Source organism: Sorangium sp. So ce406 (genome assembly GCF_051474675.1).
Taxonomy (GTDB): Bacteria; Myxococcota_A; Polyangia; order Polyangiales; family Polyangiaceae; genus Sorangium; species Sorangium cellulosum_G.
The window spans coordinates 10853442-10875325 of record NZ_CP150340.1; the positions used below are offsets into that span (position 1 = coordinate 10853442).

Consider the following 21884-nt stretch of genomic DNA (forward strand, 5'->3'; position numbering starts at 1 on the left):
CCCGCCGCCGCTCGCCCTTACTTCTTGCCGCCCTTGCCGGCCTTACCGGCCTTCTCCCGCACGCGCTCGCCGCGGTAGCGGACGCCCTTGCCGCCGTACGGCTCCGGCGGCCTGAAGCCGCGGATCGTCGCGGCCGTCTGCCCGATGAGCTCCTTGTCCGCGCCGGTCAGGACGAGGACAGTGCCCTTCGAGTCCGCCGGGATCGTCGCGGTGAGGCCCGCCGGGACCGCGAACGTCACCGGATGGGAGAAGCCGAGGGCGAAGTTCAGCGTCGTGCCCTTGAGCTCGACGCGGTAACCGGTGCCCTTGAGCTCGAGCGTCCGCTCGTAACCCTCCGCGACGCCCTTCACCATCGCGGCGACGAGCGCCCGGGTGAGCCCCTGGAGGCGCGAGCCATCGCGGCCAGGCGCGAGCGAGCTCACGTGGAGCTTGCCGCCGTCGAGCTTGATGTCCACCCGCTCGGTGATCGCGCGGGAGAGCTGCCCCTTCGGACCCTTGATGTCGATCCGGCGGCCGTTGACGGTCGCGGTGACACCCTTCGGCAGGTCGATCGGCCGCTTGCCGACGCGCGACGTCTTCGGCGCGAGCCGGCTGTCACCGTTCGCGTTGCCCTTCGCGGGCTGGGCTGCGTTCGCCTGAGCTTCCATCACCACACCTCGCAGAGCAGCTCGCCGCCCACCTTCAGACGGCGCGCATCCCTGTCGCTCATGAGCCCGCGGGACGTGCTCAGGATCGAGATCCCGAGCCCGCTGAACACGCGCGGGATCCTGTCGTGACGCACGTACACGCGGCGCCCCGGGCGGGAGACGCGGCGCACGCCGTCGATCGCGCTCTGCCGATCGCGCCCGTACTTGAGCACGATGGTGAGCTTCTTGGGACCCTCGCCCTCGGTCTCGCGCACGTCGGCGATGAAGCCCTCGGATTTGAGGATCTCCGCAACCGCAACCTTGATGCGGCTGGCAGGAATCTCGGTCCGGTCGTGCCGCGCGAGCGCCGCGTTGCGAATGCGGGTCAGCATGTCGGCGATGGGATCGGTCATCATAGAATCACCAGCTGGCCTTGATCACACCAGGGAGCTCACCACGGAGCGCGAACAACCGAAGGCAGACACGGCAGAGCTCGAAGTCGCGGTAGTAAGCGCGCGAGCGCCCGCACACCTTGCAACGGTTCTTGTGCCGCACAGAAAACTTCGGCGGACGGTTCAGCTTCGCAAACTCTTTTGCACGGGCCATCGAAAATCCCTCAATGCCGGAACGGGATGCCAAGCTCGGTCAGGAGCGCGCGTCCTTCTTCGTCCGTCTTCGCCGTGGTCACGAACGAGATGTTGAGCCCCTTCACGACGTCGATCTTGTCGTAGTCGATCTCGGGGAAGATGATCTGCTCGCGCAGGCCCATCGTGAAGTTGCCCTTGCCGTCGAACCCCTTCGGGCTGACGCCCTTGAAGTCACGGACGCGCGGCAGGGAGAAGGCGATCAGACGATCGACGAACTCCCACATCCGCTCGGCACGCAGGGTCACCATCACGCCGATGGGCAGGTTCTCGCGCAGCTTGAACGTCGCGATCGACTTCCGGGCGCGGGTCACCACCGGCTTCTGGCCAGAGATCGCCCGCATGTCCTCGACCGCGGAGTCGATGATCTTCGGGTTCTGGACCGCGGCGCCGAGCCCCATGTTGATCACCACCTTCTGCAGGCGGGGCACCATCATCGGGTTCTTGTAGCCGAACCGCTTCGACAGCGCGGCCGTCACGCTCTTCTGGTAGTGCGTGCGCAGCCGCGGGGTGTAGTTCGGGTCGCGCGGGCGCACCTCGGCGGGCCCCGTGGCCTCGGCCTCGGCGCCCTTGGCCTTCGCGCCCCTGGCTTCCTTGCTCTTGGCGGGCGCCTGCGGCTTGGCCTGCTGCGACTTGGGCTTGTCCTTGCCCTTGCCGCCGTCCTTGGCCGCCTTGTCCTTGTCCTTCTTGTCCGCCATGGCTAGCCCACACCGATCGCGCTGCCGCTCTTGCCGACGCGCGTCTTCTTGCCGTCCTCACCGACGCGGATTTTCACGCGCGTCGGCTTGCCCGTCGCCGGATCGACCGGCATGACATTCGAGGCGTGAATCGGCGCCTCCTTGGTGATCTTCCCGCCCTCCTGATTGCGCGGCGTGGGCCGCTGGTGGCGGGTCACCGTGTTCAGGCCCTCGACGACCACGCGGTCCGTGTCGGCGAGGATCTTGGTGATGCGGCCCTGCTTCCCCTGCTCCTTGCCGCTGATGACCTGCACCAGGTCACCGACCTTGAGGCGCTTCATCAGAGGACCTCCGGGGCGAGCGAGATGATCTTCATGAACTTCTTCGCGCGGAGCTCGCGAGCGACCGGCCCGAAGATACGGGTGCCGATCGGCTCCTTCTCCTTGTTGATCAGGACCGCGCTGTTGCCGTCGAACTTGATGTAGCTGCCGTCCGAGCGCTGGTACTCGCGGGCGGTGCGGACGACGACGGCGCGCGCCGTGTCACCCTTCTTCACCTTCGTCCCCGGCAACGCCTCCTTGATCGACACGACGATGACGTCGCCGAGGGCGGCGTACTTGCGGCGCGAGCCGCCGAGCACCTTGATGCACTTCACGACACGGGCGCCGGAGTTGTCCGCGACCTCGAGATGCGTTGACACCTGGATCATGGCGCTACTCCTCCACCGGCCGGGCAACGAGCTTGGTCACGAGCCACCGCTTGTCGCGGGAGATCGGCCTGTGCTCCATGATCTCGACGCGGTCGCCCACCTTGTACTGGTTCGTCTCGTCGTGCGCCTTGTAGCGCTCCCGCTGACGGACGTACTTCTTGTAGACGGGATCGAGCGCGTTCCGGATGACCTCGACGGTGACCGTCTTGTTCATCTTGTCGCTGGTCACCTTGCCGACCAGCTTGCGCCGGAACCCGTGCGCCTTCGCCTCGGTCTCGGCCTGCGCAGGCGCGGCGGCTGCCAGCTCGGGCGCCGCAGCGACCGGCTGCTGGTTCTCTGCCTTCTTCTTCGCCATGGCTACGCCTTCTCCTCGGCACGCGCGCGCTGCGTGAGGATCGTCTTCACCCGCGCGAGATCCCGCTTCGCCTTGCGGATCGTCGCCGTGTCGTTCAGCCGGTTCGTGAAATTCTTGAAGCGCGCCTCGAACAGGCCTGCCGCAAGCGACTTCTCGAGCTCGCGCAGGTGATCGGTGGTGCGTTCACGCAAATCCTTCGCCTTCATCGCCTACCTCACGTCAGCCCGCGGGCGAGGAACTTGCACTGCATCGGGAGCTTGTGCGACGCGAGGCGGAACGCCTCCTTCGCAATCTCCTCGCTCACGCCGCTGATCTCGTACATCACGCGGCCGGGCAGCACGAGCGCGCACCACTCCTCGGGCGCGCCCTTGCCCCCACCCATGCGGACCTCGAGCGGCTTCTTCGTCACCGGACGATCCGGGAAGATGCGGATCCAGAGCTTGCCCGCGCGCTTCACGTGCCGCTGGATCGCCATACGGGCCGCCTCGATCTGCCGCGAGGTCACGCGGGCAGGCTCGACGCACTGGAGCGCAAAGTCGCCGAAGGAGACGTCGCTGCCCGTGAGGGCGAGGCCACGGTTGTTCCCCTTCTGCATCTTGCGGAACTTGGTTCGCTTCGGAGACAGCATTCTGCAATCCCTCTACTGGATCCGGCGCGCCTTACGCTGCAGGACCTCGCCCTTGAACATCCAGACCTTCACGCCGATGATGCCGACCTTCGTCTTCGCCTCGGCGAGGCCGAACTCGATGTCGGCGCGGAGCGTGTGCAGCGGCACCCGGCCCTCGCGGTAGGTCTCGACGCGGCTCATCTCGCTGCCGCCGAGCCTGCCGGCGCAGCGCACGCGGATGCCCTTCGCGCCGAACTTCATGGCGGTGGACACGGCCTTCTTCATCGCCCGGCGGAACGCGATCCGGCGCTCGAGCTGCGTCGCGATGTTCTCGGCGACGAGCTGCGCGTTGGTCTCGGCCTTCCGGACCTCCTGCACGTCGATGAAGACCTCGTTGTCCGTGAACGACGACACGCCCGGGAAGAGGGTCTCGCCCTTGGACGCCGTGCCGACGTTGCCGCTCTTCAGCGTCTCGATCCCCTTGCCGCCCTTGCCGATCACCATGCCGGGGCGGGCGGTGAAGACGATCACCTTCGCGCGGTTCGCGGCGCGCTCGATCTCCACGCCGGCGATGTTCGCGTTGTAGAGGTACTGCTTGATCGCGCGCTTGATGCGGATGTCCTGGTGGAGCCACTTCTGATACGCGGCGCCGTCCTCGTACCACTTGCTGCTCCACGTCTTGATGACACCGACGCGGAAGCCATACGGATGGGTCTTCTGTCCCATATCGGCAGGTCCTCTACTTACTTTCTCTCGTCGACTTCGATGACGATGTGCGACACGCCCTTGGTGATCCGGGTCGCACGGCCCATCGCGCGCGGCCGCCAGCGGCGGTTGAACTTGTTCGGCCCCTTGTCGACGGTCGCCTTGCTGATGAAGAGCGCGTCGATGTCGGCGCCCGCCTGCTGGGCGTTCGCGACCGCGCTCTCGATGATCTTCCGCAGTACAGGGGCGCCGCTCTTCTGCGTGAACGAGAGCAGCTGGATCGCCTCGTCCGCGTCGCGACCCCGGACGAGATCGGCGATCATGCGTGCCTTGCGCGGGGCGATCCGCGAAAACATCGCACTGGCTTTGCTTACCATTCGAGACACCTCGCGACACCGGCGGGCGGAGAGACTCCGTACCGGGTTTCGGTTCACTTCGAACCGGTTGCACCGTCGTACGCTTCCGGTCGCAGCCCGACGTCCACCGACGCGACCCCCCTTCGCGTCACCGGGGGGAGGCCCACGGCGGCCGAAGGGGCGGAGCTGAGATCGAAGCGCCGTTACGGCTCTTCTACTGGGAGACCGGGAGGACACCCGATCGCCCGGGAAAACGGAGCGCGGTGATTACCAGCGGGGCGCGCGGTACGCAAGCGCGATCCTTCAGTTTGTTGCTCGGCCGTTGCTCGGGCCGGTTCCCCCTGCGCAGCTTTTCAGGCTTTCCTGAACGTGCGTCCGGAGGATCCGGGGGGCGTCGTCCTGGAACAGGGCCGGCGGGCGGACCGGTCATACCCCCTGAGCTCGGCCTTGACAATCACGAAACACGACGGAAACAGGCGGGCCAGGCGATCTGAGCGGCGCTCCGGCGCGCACGGACCGGCTGCGCCCACCCGGACGCATGCTCGTGCGGCGTGGCAAGGGCGAAGAACGGGATTGCGAGGGGAATAGGAGAGCCCCAGGTTCAGTCGAACGTACCAGGCCCAGGAGCTTTTCCCTGACACTGTAGGAGGCAACGTGACCATGCTTGCTCGTCATCGCCATTCTTTCCTCGCGCTTACCTTGATCTTGCCCGCCGTCTACGGCTGCGTCGTGACGTCGGAGGACACCGACAACGACGTGGAGCAAGCGACCGGCGTCGGCGTCACCAGCAGCTCGTCGACCGGCCGGGGCGACGGCGGCGACGACGGCGACGGCGGCTGGGGAGGTGACGGCGGCTGGGGAGGTGACGGCGGCGAGGGCGGCCAGGGAGGTGGCGGCGGCGAGGGGGGTGGCGCCTGCGTCGACGACTCGGACGGCAACCTCACGGTCGCGGCGTGCGACGAGTTGAACATCTCGCCGGCGCAGGGCGCGACGAGCCAGTGCGGCGATGGCCGCGACGAGCCGCCGATCGGCTACGGGCTGTGCAAGCACGGCTTCGTCATCTTCGCCCGGGGGCACGCCGCGGACCTCGTGGACTGCCTGAGCGACATCCCCGTGCAGGAGGCGTGCGATCGGCCGCCCGTCGAGGCCTGCATGAACCGCGTGTACGCGAACGCGTGCCCCAACCAGGCGGTGGAGATCTGCGACACCATCTTCGACGCGTGCGACGCCAACACGTTCGACCGCACGACGTGCTCGGCTGAACTGAACCCGTTCAACACGGCGACAAAGGAAGCCATCGTGGAGTGCATGAACAACAACCTCGATGTCACCTGCCAGGAGGCGTACGACGAGTGCTACATGGAGGCCCTGTACTTCGAGGGCTGAACATGTCGCCGTCGGAGAGTTGAGGTCTCAGCGCCACCGGCGCCCTCTCTGCTCTCGCGGTTCTTTTCCCCCGACACGCGACGCACATCCGGTGACCTCCGAGCCTCTCACCAGCTCACGCCCACCTTAGCGCCGCGACGTACGCAGCCTCTCATGTACGGGCCTTCGGGCGATCCCTGAGCGCGGTATTCGGTTGCAAAAAAGATGGCGGGAAGGGATCCTCGGCTCCTCCGTGGCCAAGGACTCCTCCCGACCGCGCCAGGCAACCTCCCCTTCCCGTTCGTCGGGGGCGCGTCCATTCCGCGGCGGTGCCCTGCTAGGTCTGCTGGTCGCGTCCGCCGGCTGCGCGCCGGGATCGACGACAGCGGAGCAGATCACGCCGCGCGTGATGATGCGCGCCTCGCTCGACGCGAGCGCCGCCGTCCTCGCGGAACGGCCCATGAAGGCGAAGGAGAGCGCGACCACCACCGTCAAGGACGGCGCCGCGATCGAGTCCACGATCGCGCCGGAGAGCGGCGCCGGTCAGGTGTTCTCCTCCACGGGCAGCACGCGCTGCCCCGCCGAGATGGCCCTCGTCGAAGATCGCGTGTGCGTCGATCGGTGGGAGAGCTCCCTCGTGGAGCTGACGCCCAGCGGAGAGCGCCCCTGGTCGCCGTTCGATCCGGTCGACGGGAACGAGCGCCGCGTACGCGCCGTGTCCTGGCCGGGGGTCATCCCGCAGGGATACATCAGCGGGCGGCAAGCCAAGATGGCGTGCGCGGCGTCGGGCAAGCGCCTGTGCACCTCGGATGAGTGGGTGAGCGCCTGCCGCGGGCCGGAGGACATGACCTTCCCCTACGGCGCGCAACGGCAGCACGGCGTGTGCAACGACGACGAGCGCCCGGTGCACCCCGTCGCCGAGATCGCGGCGCTGCTCGAGATCAAGTCCGAGGAGCTCTGGACGACGGCGATGAACAACCCGCTCATCAACCAGCTCTCCCACGCCCTGCTCCCGACGGGCGAGCGCTCGGCGTGCACCAACGCCTACGGCGTGTTCGACATGGTCGGCAACCTGCACGAGTGGGTTGACGACCCGAACGGCACCTTCCGCGGCGGCTACTACATGGACACGACGCGCAACGGCGAGGGCTGCAAGTACTCGACGACCGCGCACTCGTTCGGGTACCACGATTATTCGACGGGCTTCCGGTGCTGCATGGATCCGGAGCAGGTCGACTAGTGCGGGCCGCACGAGGCGCGGCCGACGCCGAGCGGCCGCGACGCGGGCGCAGAGTCCGGGGCGGCGGATCGAGGAGCCTGGCGGTGGCGCTGGCCGCCGTGACCGCGCTCCTGGCGCTCGGGTGCAGGAAGAAGGAAAAGGCAGAGCCGATAACCGTCCCGCCCCCGGGCGCGGCATCCTCGGACGAGCTCACCACGGCCATCGGCCAGGCGCGAGGAATCCACTCGGCGCTCGCGCCGTCGTCGACGCGGTGGCGGCGAGCATTCGCGCTCGACGACAAGCGCGCCGTGGTGACAGGCGAGGTCGAGAACGAGGCGATCGCGCTCGTGACCGACAACGCAGGCAGGACGTGGCGCTCTCTGCGGCGCCTGCGCGAGGGGTGGTCGACCTGGTCCGTCGGCGAGGACGGCGCCACCGTGCTCACCGTCGGTCCGCGCAGCCAGGATCTCTCGAAGCAGGCGCGCGGCGCCGGGGCGCCGCCCGCGGTGGAGCCGCCGAACCTCTTCTTTGCGCCGTTCGAGGCGGCCGATCTGTCGGCGCCGTCGCCGGTCACGCTGCCCGAGCTGAGCCGCGGAGCGCGGTCGCCGGTGAACGCCGTGCCCGCGGTGCTCTCCGCCGAGATCGCCGCGCTGCTCATCGAGCCGAAGCCCCGGCGCACGACGCTCGTCTATGCGGGGCCGCCCGGCGCTCCGTCGATGGCGCCGGTGGCGCTGCCCGCGCAGGAACAAGCGCTGCCCGTGCCGTATGGCCGCCCGCCAGCGCTCCTGTCGCTGCGCGGTCGCAGCCTCCTCGTGCGACCCGTCCCTGCGCCGGGGGCGCCGCTCGACGCGCCCCGGAGCGTCGATGGGCTCGTGATGAGCCCAGCGGCGACGTCTGCGCTCTCCGCGACACCCGCGTGCGATTTCGCGGGGTGGTCGATCCAGCTCGTGCCTCAGGCGCCCGACACGACCGCCGTCGTCGCCATCTCCGCGACGCAGACAGCCGTGCTGAAGCTGCCCGCGAAAGCCGCCCCGGGAGCCGCGGTTGGCTGCGCCGCCAATCGAATCATGGTCGAGGTCGTCGCGCCCGCGACCAAGGAGCTCACGATCGCGACGTGCACGCTCGAAGGCGCGTGCGTCCTCGCCGAGAAACCGCCCTTTCGCCCCTGGCTGGAGCCCCATGAACGCTCTGTCGCCCTGGCGCCCACACGCGAGGGCGTCGCGGCAGTCCTGACCTCCCGCGCCGCGGCGCGATGGGGGCTCTACATCGCGCAATCGCCGGAAGCAGGTAAGATCTACGACGTCCCGAGGGTCATCGGAGAAGGCACGGGCGAGCGCGGCCGTATCGAGCTCGGAGCACTCCTCTCCTTCGGGAATCGACTCGTGATGCTCCTCCAGGCCGACGTCACCGGGACATCGCGACGCGGCTGGTACGTTGCGGCCTCTGAAGACAGCGGGCTCACCTGGAGCCCGCCCTGAGCTCCGTCTCGAACGGGACAGCCATTCTGAACGCAGCGCGTCAGCATAGCTTCATCCCCCTCTGACGTTGGCGTGCGCGGTGGTCGCCGGACCTACTTCGCCGGCGCGGCAGCCTGGGCGACACGCTTGCGGCCCTTGACGCTCGGCTTCTTCACAGGCGCAGGCCCCGCGGCGGTCTTTCGTGCGTTCGCGCTCGCCTGCTCGGCGGTCTTCGCATCGCCTGCATAGCGAGCGAATCGGCGATCACCCCCCTGAAAGATCCGCTTTTCCAGCTTGAGCTCCTTCAGCGCTGCGGCGGCGCGCGTCTGCGGGATCCCCGCCTGCTTCGCGACCTCGCTCGCGCTGACGCCAGAGCTCGCTTTGACGACGCGCTCGACCGCATCGAGCGTCTCCTGACGCTCCGCCGAGGCGGCGGGCGAGTTGCGCGGGCGACCAGGCCGGCGCTTCGGCGCGGCGCCGCGCTTGGCCGCGACGGAAGACGTCTTGGACTGGACCGCTCCAGCGCGGGCACGCGCACGGCTGCGGCGAGGCGCCGGCGGAGGAACCAACGGCGCTTCCCCGGTCACGGCGCCCAGCTGATTCTTGACGAGCGCGAGGATCGCCTCGTCCGGCATCTTCCGCACGAGGTTTACAATCTGCTGTGAAAAGGCATCCGTTGCCATGTGCTCTCCCTCGTCGCCGAATCCAGCTCGGCGGTTGGATACGACTATGCCGTTGCCACTTGCCTGGTCAAGCGAATTGAGGACACAGGGGTGTCTTTTCTTTCAATAGGCGCTGCGGGCGGGCTCAATCGGAGAGCTCATTTGGACGGCCACGAACGGCTGGGCTGCTTTGCTCGACAGGCGCCGAGCGATCAGCGCCCCGCGAGCATCGCCCGCGCCGCGAGCGCCAATTGATAGCCGAGACCCCTCCCCCGCGCAGGACGGCCCGGGCCACGCCAAATCCCTCTCAGACCTGCTCACGATGCACTGCGGCATTGCGTGTCTCGGGTTAGCGGCCGGTCAGGTCACCGCTGTATGAGACCGGGCGGCCCGTTCCCTGGATCAAGCCCGTCGCGGGCGGCAATGCGGGCGCGCGCACAACGCAGAGGCGCATCCACCTCCGGCCTGGCGCCTCCCCCCCAACCATTGAAGCGCCCCGCGCAGGGTGCGAGCGCCTGGCGACGCCACACAGGCGACCAGCGCATGGCTACATTGCACGCCCCGGGCACACGACTGACCCGTGATGGATCCTGATACGATGCCGCCCGGCGGAGCGGCGCCGCAGGGCTCTTCACGACGCGCGCCGGAGGGGCGGCAATCACCGCCGAGACGAGGGCGCGTCGTCCACCAGCACAGGCCAGGGCCTCGCGCTCGGAGCATGCCTCCCCGTCCGCCCGCGTCGCGACGGCCGCGCGCCCGCTTCGAGCGACAACCACGACGAGGTAAGCCGCCAGCAGGCTCATCGCAAGCCGCTGGTCGAGCTCTTCGCGCGACATCCGCTCATCGGACTGGGAGGAACGGGGGCGCGCGCGTCCGTGTCTTCGGCCACCTCGCCCGCTCAACGAGGGACCCGCCGGGCTCTTCGGAATGCCGAGCCCGCGCCGGCGTCCGCCGGCTCCCGCTCGAGGCGCGCTCTCCTCGTACAGCGCAGTACAGCGCAGCGCCGGTCTCTGGATCACACGCGTGGCCGCCGCGGGCGGCGCAGGGTGACGCATTCGGGGCGCGTCGCGCCCGGCGGACCGGCCGCGCACGCGTGGTCCATACGGCAAGAGCTTGCTCTCGTTACATAACAGAGCGCCGAAGCGGGCTCATCGCCATTGTCAGGCCTCCTGCTCGGCGCTCCCGGGAGAGCTCGGCCCCTGATGCGGAGGTCGCGAGCGCGCGGGCCGCTCCCGGGGCGCACGTCCTCTACGACATTGTCGTCTGCTCCAATGCAAGGACGACGGCCGAGACGCCGGCCCGCTCCACCTCGGCTTCTTCAAACGCCTTCCTGTCCATATCCGCGCCGATCCGGCATCCTCCAGCGCTGACCGCGCATCCTCCATGACGGTCCCAGCGTCTGCGCCCCCCGGCGGCGGCCGAGATTGGCCAGCCGTCGCCCCTCGTTGACATGTGCCTCCATCGCGAGAAGGATGCGCGCATGCCGCTGGTCCGTGTGCTCGAGCCGGAGGTCATGGATACCGACGAGGACGCGCGGGCCTATGACAGCATGGACCACGCCGCCGTCAACACGGCGTTCTGCGACGCCCTCCTCTCCCAGGATCCCGATCTCGCCTACGCCCTCGACGTCGGCACAGGGACCTGCCTGTTGCCCATCGAGCTTTGCAAGCGCGTTCCGACGGCGCGGCTCAAGGCGATCGATCTCTCGACGTCGATGCTCGCGCTCGGGCGCAACCACGTGGAGCAGGCCGGGCTCACCGAGGCCATCACGCTCGCGGTGGTGGACGCGAAGGAGCTGCCCGAGCCGGACGAGACGTTTTCAGCCGTCCTCTCGAACAGCATCGTCCACCACATCCCCGAGCCGATGGCGGTGCTGCGCGAGATGCTCCGCGTTCTCCAGCCCGGCGGTCTCCTGTTCGTGCGCGACCTGGTCCGTCCGGAAACGGAGGCGTCGCTCGCCGCCCTCGTCGCCACGTATGCAGCGAACGACACCGCGTACCAGCGAGCCCTCTTCGACGCGTCCCTGCGCGCGGCGCTCTCGCTCGATGAGCTGCGGGAGATGCTGCGCTCGCTCCAGATTCCCCCGGAATGCGCGCAGATGACCAGCGACCGCCACTGGACCCTGGCGTTTCGCAAGGGGCCGTGACGCGCGGCCGACCGCGGACGGCGCGCCGGCCCGTCAAATCAGCGCGACGGCCAGCCCGGCACGTAATAAAAGCGTCCGCGTGAATCCCACCGGAACACGAGCTCGCCGGACGCGCGGCGTCGCCCGCGCGCTCCTCCTGCCCCTCACCCTCACCCTCCTCGCGGCCTGCGAGGAGAGCCCGCCGCGCCCGAGCGAGCCGGAGCGGCCCGCGCCCCCGTCGTCCCAGCCGAGCGCGTCGGCCGCGCCGCCGGCGGCCAGCCCGGCGGCAACGGAACAGCCCAGCGCGGGCGCGCCGGGAGACGCGGGCGAGCCCCAGGGCACACCGGCGTGGCAGGGCACGTGGGAAGGGCGCTACGACGCCAAGAAAGGGAGCGTCGTGCTGCCCCCCAAGGTCAAGGATGCCGTGCGCCAGAAGGACGACGGGAAGGTGGCGACGGGCGCGGGGACGGTGACCGTGACCATCGAGCCGAGCGGAGAGCTGAAGGGCACAGCGAAGGGAGCGCTCGGCGAAGCGACCCTCGTCGGCAAAGTCGAGGACGGCATGGTCCGCGCCTCGGTCTTCCCCGACGATCCGCGCGCGCCGAACGCGATGACCGGCATCCTGGTCGGGAAGCTGAAGGAAAACGCGATCGATGCGGAGATGCGCGTGACCGGGCCCGACGCGATGCTGGTGCGCGAGTCCCCCGTGGAGCTGAAGAAGAAGTGACGCGCACCGCTGGATGAGCGCGCCGACGCCGGCGCCTCGCCCAGCGGCGCCTCGCGTCAGCCCGCGGCGCCGGCTCCGCCCGGCTCGTCCGTTGGCGGTCGACCCTGCGGCGCAGCCCCGGTCTCTCCCGCCGGCGCGCCGCCGCGCAGGCCGCCTCGCGCCTCGCGCCGCTCCTCGCGCTGGCGCGCCACCTCGGCGTCGCGCTGCTCGTACGCCACGATGATCCGCTGCACGAGCGGGTGGCGCACGACGTCGACCTCGGTGAACGAGCAGATCGCGATGCCCTCGATCCCCGCGAGCAGCTCGCGCGCCTCGGCCAGGCCGCTGCGCGCGCCGTGCGGGAGATCGACCTGCGTGACGTCGCCCGTCACCACGGCGCGAGACGCGTAGCCGAGGCGGGTGAGGAACATGCGCATCTGGTCGCTCGTCGCGTTCTGCGCCTCGTCGAGGATGACGAAGCAATCGTTGAGCGTGCGGCCGCGCATGAAGGCCAGCGGGGCGACCTCGATCTGCCCGCGCGTCACGAGGCCTTGCGCTTTGTCCGCGTCCATCATGTCGTGGAGAGCGTCGTATAACGGACGCAGGTAGGGATTCACCTTCTCGGCGAGATCGCCGGGCAAGAAGCCGAGCCGCTCTCCCGCCTCGACGGCCGGGCGGGTCAGGATGATCCGCTTGACACGGCGCTCGAGGAGCGCGTGAACCGCCATCGCCATCGCGAGGTAGGTCTTGCCCGTCCCCGCCGGCCCGATGCCGAACGTCATGTCGTTCGATCGGATCGCCTGGATGTACCGCTTCTGCGCCAGCCCCTTCGCCGAGATAGGCCGGCGACGCGCCGAGATCAGGACGACGTCCTCGAACAGCTCGCGCAGCGTCATCGCCGGATCGTCCCGGAGCGCCTGCACCCCGCGCACATAGTCCTGCGGATCGAGGGCCACGCCGCTCCTCAGCATCTGCGCGGCCTCCGCCAGGCAGCGCTCCGCGAGCGCGACCTTGTCGGCGTCGCCGGCGAGCCGGATCGTGTTGCCTCGAACGCCCGACTCGATGCCGAGAGTGCGCGCGATGAGCTTCAGGTTCTCGTTTCCCGGCCCCGCGAGGGCCACCAAGGTGCTGCTGTCGAGCACCTCGACATCCGCCGTAATCCGCACGCTCGTCGTCATCGCGTGATCCTTCCCGGAAATTGCCCCGGCGCTCCTTCGCCGACGCGACCGTCCCGCCGGAGCGGGCTCTTGACCCACCCACCCTCTACGTGATTGTCATGCCCGCGCGTCTTCTGGACTACACAGAATCGTAACGTCCAGGTCATAATCCTGCTGCGGGGTCCATGGTCGATTCAGGCGTGCGGGCGAGCCGCACAAGGGAGAACTGCATGAGGTTAGCTACATCGGCGCTGCTGGGCATGACCGTTACGCTGTCGGGCCTTTCGGCGCTAGCACAGCCTGCGCCCCAGGGCCCGGCGCAACCGGCCCCGACGCCGCCCCCGGCCGCGGCCCCGACACCGCCCCCGGCCGCCCCGACGCCGGCCCCGGCTGCGGCCCCGCCCGCAGGCACGGTGCCGCCGGCGCCGCCCGCCGCCGCTGCGCCTCAGGCGCCGGAGCTGGCGCAGCCGCCCGCGGTCCAGATCCCGCCGCCGCCTCCTCCTGGAGCGGCCGCGGCCCCGGCGCCGCCCCCGCCGCCCCCGCCGGTGTTCGCGCCGACGGCCGACGCGGCCGTCGTCACGGAGCAGCAGCCGCTCGCGGGATGGCACGGCGGCTTCTTCCTCCGGGACGCCAACGACACCTTCCGGCTCTACCCGAAGGGGCGGATGGGCCTCGACTTCTACAGCACCTTCGGCAGCGGGGCGTCGGACGTGCCGGCGACGGACAACGGCGGCGCGCTGAAGCCGCGCTTCTTCATCCGCCGCGCGCGGTTCGAGCTGGCCGGCGAGTTCCTGAAGAAGTGGTCGTTCGATATGGACCTCGAGTTCGGCGGCCAGGGGCTCTCGAACACGAACGGCCGGACGCAGAACGCCGCGGCGCCGGTGGGCCAGGCGCCGACGGCCGAGAGCGCGCGCTTCGCCCCGATCGAGGCCGCGGCGCCGACCGCCGCGCTCGTCGACGTCTGGATCAACTACTCGGTCATGCCGGCGCTGAACTTCATGTTCGGGCAGTACTCGCCGGCGTTCTCGCTGGAGAATCAGACGAGCGACATCAGCACCACGTTCATGGAACGCAACATCGCGATCCGGGGCTTCGCGCTCCCCGAGGGCAAGGACATCGGCCTGACGATCTGGGGCGACATCGGCGACAGGCAGCTCGGCTACGGCGTCGGCGTGATCAGCGGCGACGGGCAGAACCGGCCGGGCGTCGACGCCTCGCCCGATCTCGTCGCCCGCGTGTTCGCCCGGCCGTTCGGCGGCGACAAGAAGGCGCTGCTCGCCAAGGCGCAGATCGGCATCAGCGCGCGCCACGGCGAGCGCGATCAGGCGTACGTGGGCTACGACTACGCGCCCATCAGGACGGGGCAGGGCTACACGCTGTGGGGCGGCGGCTACCGCGACTCGCTGCGCCGGAACATCCACGTCATCCCGTCGGGCGCGCAGAACGCGATCGGCGGCGAGCTCCGGCTGCCCATCAAGATGGTCGAGCTGCGGGCGGAAGCGTACTACGTCGCGAACAACACCCGCGAGGCCGTGGAGGGCTATCAGCTCACCAACACCGAGCGGCTCGGGCAGGTGAAGGGGCTCGGCTGGTACGTGCAGCTCTCGGCGTGGCCGGTCGGCGACGCCTACGTCTCGGGGGATCCCGGGTTCAGCCCGCGCCCCACGAAGGTCGACCTCTCGAAGCCGATCGATAAGCCCAAGTCGGGGCTCGAGGTGGCGGCGCTGCTCTCGGGGATCAGCGCGACATACGACGGCGCGTCCCGCGAGGGCGCCTATGACGAGACGACGCCGGGCGCCGAGGGGGGGCCGGGCACCGACCTCGACGTCCTTCAGATCGGCCTGGCCGCCAACTACTGGCACACGAGGAACGTGCGGCTCAGCGTCAATTACAACGCCTACCTGACGCCCGGCAGCGGCTCGAACGAGAACCTGCTCCGGGTGCCCGGCAATACGCTGGGCGCCGCGTCCCGCTCGGATGCGCACGCGCTCCACGAGCTCGGCGCCCGCCTCGGCCTGTCCTTCTGATTCCTGCGCCGCTTTCCTCGCCGCCGCCGGCGCCCCGGCCGCGGCGCTCGATCGTTTGCCCTCCAACGAAGCGCGCCGCCGGAGCGCGGCGCTCGTGACTCGGCGCGCCGCGCTCCGGCGGCGCCGGGGCGCGCGCCTCAATTTTGGCCCAGCGCGCCGCGGCGGGGTACCCGTCGGGCCATGCGCGACATGCGTCAGTGGATCGCCGTCGGTGCAGCCGTCGGGCTCGTTGCCGTGACCCTCCCCATGCTGCGCGAGCACGACGTCCAGCTCGGGGGGTTGCTCGCCAAGAAGACGACCGCCGGCGGGCCGACGATCACGCGTAAGGTGGAGCCGCCGCCGCTCACGGACCTCGATCTGACGCGCATCGACGACCGGCGGAGCCCGCCGACGGCGCCGGCGCACGGCGGCCGCGTCGCGGAGCTGACCATCAACCCGATGTACCAGCGCGCGGCGCTCGGCTTCCTGCGGGCGGGCCAGGTCCCGGAGGGCGCGGTCGTGATGACCGATATCCGCACCGGGAAGGTGCTGGTCTGGGCCAGCTACGTGAACGAGGGGGCGCTGCACGACGTCGCCGCCGAGGCCACCGCGCCGTCGGCGAGCATCTTCAAGGTGGTGACCGGCACCGCGCTCATCGAGGCCGGGCTGAGCCCGAGCACCAAGCAGTGTTATTCGGGCGGCGAGCACTCGATCCGGGCCGCCGACATGATCGACAACAAGCGGCGCGACAAGTACTGCGCGACGCTCGCGCAGGCGATGGGCCGGAGCATCAACACGGTGTTCGCGCGCCTCGCCGCCAAGAACCTCGATCACGAGAAGCTCGGCGCCGTGGCCGCGAAGCTCGGCTGGGGGCAGGACACGCCGTTCGACGTGAAGGTGGCGACGAGCACGATCGCGCTGCCGGAGGACGATCTCGGCTTCGCGCGGACCGCGGCGGGCTTCTGGAATACGACGCTGTCGCCGTTCCAGGGGGCGAACCTGGCGACCATCGTCGCCAACGGCGGCGAGATGATCCGGCTCCACGTCGTGTCGAGCGTCAAGGACGAGATCGGCGAGATCTACCAGGGCGCGAGCGAGCGGCAGGTGCTCAAGCGGGTGATGGACGAGAGCACGGCCAGCGCCGTGACCGCGATGATGGAGGCGACGGTGGATAACGGGACGAGCTACCGCTCGTTCCACGATCGCAACGGCCGCGCGTACCTCCCGGATATCCGCGTCGCGGGCAAGACGGGGACGCTCACGAAGCCGACGCCCGAGGGACCTTTCTACACGTGGTTCGTCGGCTTCGCCCCGAGCCGCAAGCCGGAGGTCGCGATCTCGGTGATGGTCGCGAACGGCGCGAAATGGCGGGTGAAAGCGACCAACGTGGCGTGCGACATGCTCCGCACTTACTTCGCTGATCAGGGCGCGCCCGGCGTCAGCGATCCGAACGATCGGACAGGGGCGACAGCCAAGCGCCGCTGACGTCCGCCGACGGACCTCGGCGCCCGATCCGACCCGGCCCGCATTGCGTCGCGCGGCGCGGCGCAGCCCGGCGGCGCCTGGATCCGAGCGCCCGCCACCGGGTGGCGCAGCCCTGCCGCGCCAGGATCGGGCTGGGCACCGGGCCAGCGATCGCCTAGCCTGTGCGCCCTCGCTGCACGGCCGAGAGCGTTCGCCTCGTTCCGCCCGGCCGGCGGCTCGGCGCCCTGGCGACAGACGACGCGGCGGGTCGTCGCGTCCGCTCGGCGGCCCGCAGGGTTTGCTGAACCATTGTATGCGGCGCCAAGGCCATTCATTTACAGAACTTTTCCGCCCGGGTGCCGGCCCCCCTACACGCGCTCGCCGTCCGCGGCGCGCAGGTCCGGGCGGCTCCGATGCAGCCGGACACCCTGGGCCAGGGTGGGACCTAGTTGCGAGAGGTGCTGCTTGTGCAGCTTGTGCTCGGCCGAGATCTGCGTGCTAGCATCTCTGTTGTGCAGGTTGTGCTCCGCAAGCTCGGCCGGGGATCGCGCGCAGTCGTTGGCCGGCTCGTCCGTGCACCACGGAAAGGCTCGGTCATCGTCATCGAGTTTTCCGACGGAATGCATGAATACGTGACGACCCCGGTCAAGCGCGTGTTGCGTCTCGCTGGGCGCGAAGTCTTCTACATAGAGACCGTGAACTCCCGGTACCGCCTCGAGGTCCGCGGCCGCGAGGTCGCGCTGGACGGCGCGGTCGGGGGCTGAACCAGCCGAGCGCCGCCGAGCAGCGCGAGAGCGCGCCGGCCCCGCGCTGACGACGTGCCGACGCGGACATCGCGGACATGAGGCCGCCCCACGAAGCTGCCAGAGCGCGCGTGAGACACTGCACACGCGTCTAGCTCGAGAACTGCGTCTCCGCGCGCATTGCCCCTTGCGCTCCCATTCGCTCTTGGGCACATTCCCGCTCCCTTCGAGGGGCCCCGCGGTACTCCATCCACACGGTTGCAGGATGGGGCTCGCCTGGCGAGCTGTCTTCACGATGCCGCGCCCGTGCCCCCGACCGTGAGGAGATTGAAGCAGATGGGCAAGCGCGATCGTCGCCAGTCGATGAAGATGAGGCGCCGCAAGGCGCAGGCTGCCAAGAAGGAGCGCGCCAAGCGCAGCAAGCTGACGAGGGCCACGACCGAGGTCGCCGGAAAGGCCAAGAAGCCCCGGGCTGCGAAGAGCAGCGCTCCCGCCAGCCCTGCGCCGTCTGCTTGACGGGTGCGTGGCCGGCAGACCGGCCACGCGGGGGACCGCCGCTGCCGCGCGGTCCCGTCGATCACACCGACCACACCGACATCGCGCCGGCCAGCGATGAGCTCGAGCCCGGCGCGGTCCTCAGCGCGCTGCCGCGCGCCTCAGGCATCCGCGGCGGCGCTCACTCATCTCGAATGACGCGCGTGTGGAGGCTCAGGCCGTGTTTCCGGCCCGTGTCGACCGCGCTCGACGCCTCGCCGGCGTCCTCCGCCGTGGGCGGGGGCTCGCCGAGGAGCCCGACGTCGCCGTCTCGCCGCTCCTCGCCGATCAGCTCCCAGTGCCCCCGCGCGTCGCGCCAGCGCTGGGCGATCCGGGTCGTGCGGACCGTGGACTCGTCGTTCCGCAGCCAGAGGACGTCGAGGTAGACCTCGGCCTCGTCGCGCTGGACCATCTCGAAGCCGCCGAACTCCACGTCGACGACCCGGAGGCGGGTGCCCCACGCGGCGTGGCGGCTCATGAAGTCCTGGCGGGCGCTCGAGCCCACGCGCTCGAGCGCGACATCCATGCGGCCGAACCGGGTCGCCGTGTTCATCTCGAGCGCCGCCTCGGTGAGACGCTGGGAGTTGCTCGGGGCGATGCCGCAGCTGGCGAGGGAGAGCAGGCTCAAGGCGAGGAGGACGCGGCGCATGGCCGAGCACCGTGGGCGAAGCGGCCCGCGCGGGCAAAATTTCCAGCGGGCGCACGGCGCTCAGAACGAGTTCGTCGCGACGAAGTAGAGCTGTCCGCCGGGGATCGCGCGCTCGCTCAGCCCGTAGGCGTAGCCGAAGCGCAGCTGCGAGAAGGCGACGTACCCGAGGTTCATGCTGAACCACACCTCGCTGCCGACCGAGGTGTGGAGCTGGGGCGAGTAGAGGAGGCTCCCCTTCGTGAAGAGCGCGAGGTCATCGGTCTCGAAGCGGTTGAACGCGCCGCCGTGGTCGAGGAAGAGGCTCGCGTCGATGCGGCGCAGGTAGACCGGCAGCGTCGAGAGGCCGCGATCGGGCTGGGCCACGGGCACGCGGTACTCGAAGGTCTGCGAGAAATACGAGCGGCCGGACATCACGCCCGGCGCGTAGCCGCGGAGCGTGAACGAGCTGTTCGTGACCCCCGTGAGCAGGGTGTCGACCAGCGTGAGGTTCTCGAGATCGTACCCGCCGACCGCGTAGGCGGCGCCCCGAGGGAAGTTGCCGCCCGAGACCGCCCCGGCGACGCGGAACGCGAGGGTGTGATCGCGCGCCCAGGGCATCGCCACGTAGGCGTTCAGGGCCGTCGAGAACGCGTAGGTCTTGTAGCTGCTGCCCGTCTCCGGACCGGCGTAATCGAGGCCGGCGCTCAACGAGACGCCGCGCACCGCGCCTGCCGCGTCGAGCGAGCCCTCGGCGTTCGAGAACCCATAGCCGAGGTGCGCGATGTTCAGCGCGCCCTGCGGCGGGAGGATGGTCCTCGGCGCGTAGGGGTCGATGTTGCCGCGGACGGGGAGCTTGCCCTTGAAGCCGACGCTGCTGAACGACGCGCTCAGCGTCTGCCGCGAGAACTCGCCGCGGATTGGATAGCTGATGCCCGACACGATCCCGATCGCGCGCTCGTCGTAGGTGACGTCCCGGCCGCCGATGCGGTAGCCCCGGCGCGGCGCGGTCACGTAGTACCCGCGGACGCCGAGGTCGACGGGCAGACGCCCGTAGGTGTACCCGAGCACGACGTCGGGGGCCGGCGCGTCCGGCTGGACCGTGAGCTGCCCGAAGATCGCGTGGCGGCCGACGATGTCGGAGCCGGTCACGCTCACCGTCAGCGCGTTGGAGCCGTAGCTCCCTGGCGCGTAGTCGAGCGTGACCGCGCGCGGCGCGAGCGTCGGGAGCGGGTTGTACGGCGTGCGCTCGAGCCGTATCGCCGAGGCCTCGGTCGCGGGATCGGGGCGGTCGCCCGGGGGCGGCGGCGCCGGGAGGAAGCGCGCCGGATCGAGCGGCATGACGAAGAGGTCGTGGCCCTGGGCCGTGTACCCGACATAGACAAGCGTCTTGCCGTCGGGGCTGATCGCCGGCTGGAAGGCCCCGAGTCTCACGTTGGTGACCTGCCGTAGCGCGCCGGTCGAGAGCTCGCAGGCGTAGACGTTGTGGATGCCGGTGCGGTCGGAGGTGAAATAGAGCGTCCCGCCGTCGGGCGACCAGACCGGGCTCATGTCGGTCGCGCGATCGCGCGTCACCTGACGAAAGCTGCCCGTGGCGACGTCCACCACGCGGATGTCGCGGTAGCCGCCGGCGGTCCAGACGCTGTACGCGAGGAGCTTGCCGTCGGGCGAGAACGACGGGGAGTAGGCCTGCTCGAAGCGGGCGCTCGGCACGAGGTCGCGCCGCTCCGAGAGGACGCCGTCCCTCGAGAGGCGCGCGATCTCGAGGTAGCGCGTGCCCTTGCTGTTGAGGGAGAAGGCGACGTGGTCCCCGGTCGGGCTCACGTCCGGCGCGGAGGAGCGGAGGCCGTGCGTCAGCCGGCGGCGCCGGGGCTCGTCGCCGTCGGGCGCCGCCTCGCCGCGCGGCAGGAGGACCAGGTCGTCGCGGTAGTACTGGTTGCGCCACGGCATGAGCGCCGTGAAGATCAGGTCGCCGGCCGGCGTGAAGGCCGGCCGCGAGGCGGAGCTTGTGCGCGCGAGGAGCGCCTCGGGGCGCGCGCTCCCGGGCGCGGGCACGGGCGCGGCGACAGAGAGGCGGTAGATGCCGCGGCGGTCGTGGCCGTCGTCGCGGTAGTAGACGATCTCGTCGGCGGCGCCCCGGCGCGCGACGGGCGGCACGAACCGCGGGTAGTACACGATGCGCCCGTGGTGCGTGAGGCGCGCGCCCTCGCGGAGCCCGCGCGCCTCGACGGCGGCCATCTGCTGCCGGTAGAGCCGGCGGAGGTGGTCCTTCCACCCCTCGTACAGATCGACGTAGGTGCTGCCCGTCGCGCGGCGGATGGCGCGGTTGATCCCCCACGGGAGGATCGACGCGCCGTAGTCGGCGGAGACGGCGCGCATCGTGTTGGGACCGTAGACGTCGAGGATCCAGCCGAGGAACCTCGACCCGTAGAGGTACCAGAGGTTGCCCTGCGGCCAGCGGACCGGGGAGCTCGAGAGCTGATCGAGCCCCGCGATGTTGTCCGCGAGCACGTCGGCGCGCAGGTACATGTCGAACATGGTCGAGCGCATGCGGCCGCCGCTCGTGTGATGGCTCTCGCTCACCACCGCGAGGCCCTCGATGATCCACCGCGGCTGCACCTGGTTCGGCGAGAACGACTTGCCGACGATCGCGTTCAGGAGCGCCGGGATCCCCGAGGTGTTGTCGATGTGCGCGATGTGCGTGAACTCGTGCGTGACGAGGTCGAGGTACCAGTCGTCGTAGTCGCCGAGCGTCGACAGGTCCTCGGGCCCGGACACGAGGAGGGAGATCGCGTTGTAGGGGATCGTGCCGGCCGACCCGTTCGCGATCTCGGAGTCGTCGGTGATCACGATCTCGGTGCGGCCCTTCGGGGCGTAGCCGAGCGCGTCCTCGACGCGCCCGTAGATCGTCTCGGCCAGCGACGCGATGCGCGCCGCGATCGGCTCGAGGCCCTGCGGGTGGTGCACGCGGAAGTGCGCGGTCTCGTAGGTCCAGAACGCGAGGTCGGGGTCGCCCGTCGCCCGGGCAGGCCGCGGCGCGAGGAGCACCAGCGCCGCGAGGGCGACGGCACAGAGGACGGAGGCCGCGCGGTGGAGCGGCCGGCTCGCTCGCGAGCCGGGCCGCAGGGGAAGGAGATTCACC

General features: G+C 70.1%; 24 protein-coding genes. 9 read left to right on the plus strand and 15 right to left on the minus strand.

The features are described 5' to 3' along the window. Positions 1-17: 17 nt before the first annotated feature. From rplF to rplV, 11 genes are read right to left on the minus strand one after another with little or no spacing between them, the layout of a single operon-like run. Positions 18-647 carry a 50S ribosomal protein L6 gene (gene rplF, locus WME96_RS40765; RefSeq protein ID WP_433930589.1) on the minus strand — a complete coding sequence of 210 codons (630 nt, stop codon included), beginning with the start codon at positions 645-647 and terminating at the stop codon, positions 18-20. Continuing rightward, positions 647-1042: a 30S ribosomal protein S8 gene (gene rpsH, locus WME96_RS40770; RefSeq protein ID WP_020740974.1), complete on the minus strand. Its 396-nt coding sequence runs from the start codon at positions 1040-1042 to the stop codon at positions 647-649. Before rpsH ends, rplF begins: the two co-directional genes overlap by 1 nt. A 4-nt stretch (positions 1043-1046) precedes the next feature. Then, positions 1047-1232, minus strand: a complete 186-nt coding sequence (locus tag WME96_RS40775; RefSeq protein WP_061614902.1) for a type Z 30S ribosomal protein S14 — start codon at positions 1230-1232, stop codon at positions 1047-1049. 10 nt (positions 1233-1242) lie between these two features. Then, positions 1243-1968 (minus strand): 50S ribosomal protein L5, encoded by a 726-nt coding sequence (gene rplE, locus WME96_RS40780; RefSeq protein WP_437286944.1) that lies wholly within the window; start codon positions 1966-1968, stop codon positions 1243-1245. A gap of 2 nt (positions 1969-1970) precedes the next feature. Then, positions 1971-2288 carry a 50S ribosomal protein L24 gene (gene rplX, locus WME96_RS40785; RefSeq protein ID WP_061614903.1) on the minus strand — a complete coding sequence of 106 codons (318 nt, stop codon included), beginning with the start codon at positions 2286-2288 and terminating at the stop codon, positions 1971-1973. After that, positions 2288-2656, minus strand: a complete 369-nt coding sequence (gene rplN / locus WME96_RS40790) for a 50S ribosomal protein L14 (protein ID WP_061614904.1) — start codon at positions 2654-2656, stop codon at positions 2288-2290. The genes rplX and rplN overlap by 1 nt, the downstream gene beginning before the upstream one ends. A gap of 4 nt (positions 2657-2660) precedes the next feature. Then, a complete protein-coding gene (gene rpsQ / locus WME96_RS40795) occupies positions 2661-3011 on the minus strand; it encodes a 30S ribosomal protein S17 (protein WP_420895011.1) in 351 nt (116 codons plus the stop codon). 2 nt (positions 3012-3013) lie between these two features. After that, complete coding sequence (gene rpmC / locus WME96_RS40800) at positions 3014-3217, minus strand: 50S ribosomal protein L29 (RefSeq protein ID WP_061609599.1); 204 nt, start codon at positions 3215-3217, stop codon at positions 3014-3016. 8 nt (positions 3218-3225) lie between these two features. Then, a complete protein-coding gene (gene rplP / locus WME96_RS40805) occupies positions 3226-3639 on the minus strand; it encodes a 50S ribosomal protein L16 (RefSeq protein WP_061609598.1) in 414 nt (137 codons plus the stop codon). Between the two features lie 12 nt (positions 3640-3651). Then, positions 3652-4344 (minus strand): 30S ribosomal protein S3, encoded by a 693-nt coding sequence (gene rpsC / locus WME96_RS40810; RefSeq protein WP_020740980.1) that lies wholly within the window; start codon positions 4342-4344, stop codon positions 3652-3654. Between the two features lie 17 nt (positions 4345-4361). Then, a complete protein-coding gene (gene rplV / locus WME96_RS40815; RefSeq protein ID WP_012240567.1) occupies positions 4362-4700 on the minus strand; it encodes a 50S ribosomal protein L22 in 339 nt (112 codons plus the stop codon). A gap of 639 nt (positions 4701-5339) precedes the next feature. Here rplV and WME96_RS40820 point away from each other — a divergent pair. The 3 genes from WME96_RS40820 (at position 5340) to WME96_RS40830 (ending at position 8741) form a co-directional block, all read left to right on the plus strand. After that, complete coding sequence (locus WME96_RS40820; RefSeq protein ID WP_437292403.1) at positions 5340-6065, plus strand: hypothetical protein; 726 nt, start codon at positions 5340-5342, stop codon at positions 6063-6065. A 388-nt stretch (positions 6066-6453) separates the two neighbouring features. After that, entirely contained in the window at positions 6454-7284 is an 831-nt protein-coding gene (locus WME96_RS40825; protein ID WP_437286945.1) for an SUMF1/EgtB/PvdO family nonheme iron enzyme, read from the plus strand. 83 nt (positions 7285-7367) lie between these two features. Next, positions 7368-8741 carry a hypothetical protein gene (locus tag WME96_RS40830; protein ID WP_437286946.1) on the plus strand — a complete coding sequence of 458 codons (1374 nt, stop codon included), beginning with the start codon at positions 7368-7370 and terminating at the stop codon, positions 8739-8741. A gap of 92 nt (positions 8742-8833) precedes the next feature. Here WME96_RS40830 and WME96_RS40835 read toward each other — a convergent pair whose 3' ends face one another. Then, positions 8834-9403, minus strand: a complete 570-nt coding sequence (locus WME96_RS40835; protein WP_061614907.1) for a hypothetical protein — start codon at positions 9401-9403, stop codon at positions 8834-8836. Positions 9404-10862: 1459 nt separating this feature from the next. On the opposite strand from WME96_RS40835, the gene WME96_RS40840 reads away from it, so the two are divergent. Together WME96_RS40840 and WME96_RS40845 are read left to right on the plus strand one after the other, a co-directional pair. Continuing rightward, positions 10863-11528, plus strand: coding sequence for a class I SAM-dependent methyltransferase (locus WME96_RS40840; RefSeq protein WP_437286947.1), 666 nt, complete (start codon positions 10863-10865; stop codon positions 11526-11528). A 79-nt stretch (positions 11529-11607) separates the two neighbouring features. Beyond that, complete coding sequence (locus WME96_RS40845) at positions 11608-12234, plus strand: hypothetical protein (RefSeq protein WP_437286948.1); 627 nt, start codon at positions 11608-11610, stop codon at positions 12232-12234. Positions 12235-12290: 56 nt separating this feature from the next. On the opposite strand, the gene WME96_RS40850 is transcribed toward WME96_RS40845, so the two are convergent. After that, positions 12291-13391 carry a PhoH family protein gene (locus WME96_RS40850; protein ID WP_437286949.1) on the minus strand — a complete coding sequence of 367 codons (1101 nt, stop codon included), beginning with the start codon at positions 13389-13391 and terminating at the stop codon, positions 12291-12293. 209 nt (positions 13392-13600) lie between these two features. Between WME96_RS40850 and WME96_RS40855 the strand changes: the two genes are divergently transcribed. The 4 genes from WME96_RS40855 to WME96_RS40870 all read left to right on the plus strand — a co-directional run bounded on the left by WME96_RS40855 (position 13601) and on the right by WME96_RS40870 (position 18099). Beyond that, a complete protein-coding gene (locus tag WME96_RS40855; protein WP_437286950.1) occupies positions 13601-15397 on the plus strand; it encodes a porin in 1797 nt (598 codons plus the stop codon). A 180-nt stretch (positions 15398-15577) separates the two neighbouring features. Next, positions 15578-16861, plus strand: coding sequence for a penicillin-binding transpeptidase domain-containing protein (locus WME96_RS40860; RefSeq protein ID WP_437286951.1), 1284 nt, complete (start codon positions 15578-15580; stop codon positions 16859-16861). A gap of 437 nt (positions 16862-17298) precedes the next feature. Then, the gene (locus WME96_RS40865) at positions 17299-17604 is read left to right on the plus strand and encodes a hypothetical protein (RefSeq protein WP_129579885.1); all 306 of its coding nucleotides are present in this window, start codon (positions 17299-17301) and stop codon (positions 17602-17604) included. A gap of 297 nt (positions 17605-17901) precedes the next feature. Beyond that, on the plus strand, positions 17902-18099 hold the full coding sequence (locus tag WME96_RS40870) for a hypothetical protein (RefSeq protein ID WP_437286952.1): 198 nt from the start codon (positions 17902-17904) through the stop codon (positions 18097-18099). A gap of 160 nt (positions 18100-18259) precedes the next feature. On the opposite strand, the gene WME96_RS40875 is transcribed toward WME96_RS40870, so the two are convergent. Beyond that, positions 18260-18766, minus strand: coding sequence for a hypothetical protein (locus WME96_RS40875; protein WP_437286953.1), 507 nt, complete (start codon positions 18764-18766; stop codon positions 18260-18262). Positions 18767-18826: 60 nt separating this feature from the next. Then, positions 18827-21883: a BamA/TamA family outer membrane protein gene (locus WME96_RS40880; RefSeq protein WP_437286954.1), complete on the minus strand. Its 3057-nt coding sequence runs from the start codon at positions 21881-21883 to the stop codon at positions 18827-18829. Position 21884 lies beyond the last annotated feature (1 nt).